The organism is Burkholderia sp. AU16482 (genome assembly GCF_002223285.1).
GTDB classification, from domain to species: domain Bacteria; phylum Pseudomonadota; class Gammaproteobacteria; order Burkholderiales; family Burkholderiaceae; genus Burkholderia; species Burkholderia semiarida.
Map to the genome: position 1 here is coordinate 1 of NZ_NKEY01000011.1, position 2992 is coordinate 2992.

General features: G+C 64.5%; 2 protein-coding genes. One reads left to right on the forward strand and one right to left on the reverse strand.

Annotation, left to right across the window (positions count from 1 at the left end; translation table 11 throughout):
• Positions 1 to 210: 210 nt before the first annotated feature.
• Positions 211 to 1740, reverse strand: a complete 1530-nt coding sequence (locus tag CFB35_RS33845; RefSeq protein WP_059578074.1) for a catalase — start codon at positions 1738 to 1740, stop codon at positions 211 to 213.
• Positions 1741 to 2028: 288 nt separating this feature from the next.
• Here CFB35_RS33845 and CFB35_RS33850 point away from each other — a divergent pair.
• The coding region (locus CFB35_RS33850) for an APC family permease (RefSeq protein ID WP_143328786.1) at positions 2029 to 2992 on the forward strand (964 nt) is incomplete at its 3' end.

Genomic DNA, 2992 nt, shown 5'->3' on the forward strand with positions numbered 1-2992 from the left:
CTCGCACTCGCAGTTGCGCGCGCTGGCCGAGGTGTACGGCAGCGCGGATGCGAAGGAGAAGTTCGTGCGCGACTTCGTCGCCGCCTGGAACAAGGTGATGAACCTCGACCGCTTCGATCTCGCGTGACCGACGGCTTCACGCCGCTCACGTAGCAAACGAAAACGGCCAGTCTCGCGACTGGCCGTTTTCATCATGGGTTCAACCTTGCGTCAGTCCGCCAGCCGCGCAGCCAGCGCCTCGACGCGCCGCGGATCCGCATTGACGGCCAGCGCGATCCTGCGGCCGTACTCCGGATCGGCCTTCTGGAAATACGACAGCATCGTGTACTTGACGTTCTCGTCCTTCACCTGCCCCAGATCGCCCGCGAGATTCGCGATCAGATCCTTGCGCGCGTTCTCCGGCAGCGATCGATAGAACGCACCGGCCTGCGCGAAGTTCCGCGTCCGCGCGATCGGCGCCTGCTGCGTCGTGCCGGTCAGCGGCAGCCGGCTGTACTTGTACCGCGCATCCGCCGACAGATCCTTCGCCGCGCTCGGCTCGTAGTTCACGGTGCCCTTGGTCATGCCGCCGTTCATCGCGCCGTCCTGGTTGTGGTTCGCCACGTCGGCGCGCGGGCGATTCACCGGCAATTGCAGCCCGTTCACGCCCACCCGATGCAGCTGCGTATCCGCATACGCGAACAGGCGGCCTTGCAGCAGCCGGTCTTCCGACGGCTCGATGCCCGGCACCAGATTCGACGGCGCCATCGCGGCCTGCTCCGTTTCCTGGAAGATGTTCGCCGGATTGCGATCGAGCGTCATCGTGCCGATCTTGATCTCGGGAACGTCGGGCCAGATCTTCGTGGCGTCGAGCGGATCGAACTCGAAGCGCGCGAGCTGCTCGGGCTTCAGCACCTGGATATACAGATCCCATTTCGGGAAGTTGCCGGCGGCAATGGCCGCCTGCAAATCACGCGTCATGTGATTGAAGTCCTTGCCCTGAATGCGCTCGGCTTCCTTCGCGTCGAGATTGTGCTCGCCCTGCAAGCTCTTCCAGTGGAATTTCACGTAGTGCACGTCGCCGCGCGCGTTGACGAACTTGTACGCGTGCACGCTGTTGCCGTCCATCTCGCGATAGCTTCTCGGCGTGCCGTAGTCCGAATAAAGGCGCGTGAGCATGTGCGTCGCTTCGGGTTGATGCGAGAAGAAATCGAAGAAGCGGTTCGGATCCTGGATGTTCGTGTCCGGCGCCGGCTTCAGCGAATGAACCATGTCCGGGAACTTGATCGCGTCGCGGATGAAGAACACCGGCAGGTTGTTGCCCACCAGATCCCAGTTGCCTTCCGACGTATAGAACTTCGTCGCGAAGCCGCGCGGGTCGCGCAGCGTCTCCGGCGACGTGCCGCCGTGGATCACGCTCGAGAACCGGACGAACACCGGCGTGTCGGTGCCCGGCGCGAACACCTTCGCCTGCGTGTAGTCGGAAATGTCGCGGGTCGCGATGAAGTGTCCGTATGCGCCGGTGCCGCGCGCGTGCACGACGCGCTCCGGAATGCGCTCACGGTCGAAACGCTGCAGTTTCTGGATCAGGTTGACGTCCTGCAGCACGACGGGGCCACCGGGGCCGGCCGTCTGCGAGTTCTGGTTGTCGCCGACGGGCGCGCCGTTGTCGCGTGTCAGTGTCGATGCGCTCGCGTCGAAGGTCAGGACGGTCGCGCATACCAGCAAAGCGGTACGCCATGCGGCTTGCGTGTTGTACATCTGTCGACTCCATGTTTGAAATGGGGCCTCACTGTAATTCGCATGTAAGCCGGCCGTGAATTGACTTATTCATATCGGCTCGATTGGCGATCGCTATCGTCGCGGTTCGCGGCGGCACGATCGGCGAGTGAAAAAATATGCGCCGGCTCGGACCGGTCCGAGCACCGGCCGATTTTCAGACTGGGCCGATTCATTTCACGCAGCCGCGCATTCGACAATGCCTGCACCCTGCCCGATCCGCTTGCCGGTCCCGCCGGCCGGGAACTCGACCACTCAGGAGCAAGCACCATGAACGATGCAGGATCGCCCATCCGCCATGCCGCCGACGTCGCGGCCGATACGCCGCACGATGCCGGCGGCCACACGCTGCAACGCGGCCTCAGCTGGAAGGACGCGTTCTGGGTCACGAGCGGCGTGCCCGCCGGCGTGCTGTTCACGATCGGCGGCGTGTCCGCGACGATCGGCCACCCGGCGTGGGCCGTGTGGATCGCCGCGATCACGATGGGGCTGATTCAAAGCGCGACCTACGCGGAGATTTCCAGCCTGTTTCCGCATAAATCGGGCGGTGCGTCGGTGTACGGCGCGATCGGCTGGGTTCGTTACAGCAAGCTGATTGCGCCGGTATCCGTATGGTGCAACTGGCTCGCGTGGTCGCCGATGCTCGCGCTCGGCTGCGGCCTCGCGGCGAGCTATGCGCTCACGAGTCTCTTTCCCGCCGATGCGGCGGTGCTGCACTGGCAGCTCAAGGTGGCGGATCTCGGGTTCATCAAGCCCGGTCTGTCTTTGCGGATCAACGCGACGTTCATCATCGCGACGATTCTGCTTCTCATCACGTTCAAACTTCAGCACAGCGGTGCGTCGAAGGCCGCGCGCACGCAGCGCATTCTCGGCATCGCGTCGCTCACGCCGCTCTTGATCGTCGGCATCGTGCCGTTCGTCACCGGCGACGTGCCGATGTCGAACCTGCTCCCGCTGCTGCCGCTCGGTCACGACGCGCAGGGCAACCTCACGGCCGCGACCTTCGGCGCGTGGAACGGGCAGGGCGTGACGATGGCGCTCGGCGCGATGTTCATGGCCGGCTGGGCGTCGTACGGTTTCGAGACGGCCGTCTGCTACACGCGTGAATTCCGCGATCCGCGGCGCGATACCGCGAAGGCGATCTTCTGGTCGGGCGCGCTGTGTCTCGTCGTGATGACGCTCGTGCCGATGGCGTTCCAGGGCGCGCTCGGCACCCAGGCGATGCTCGATCCGG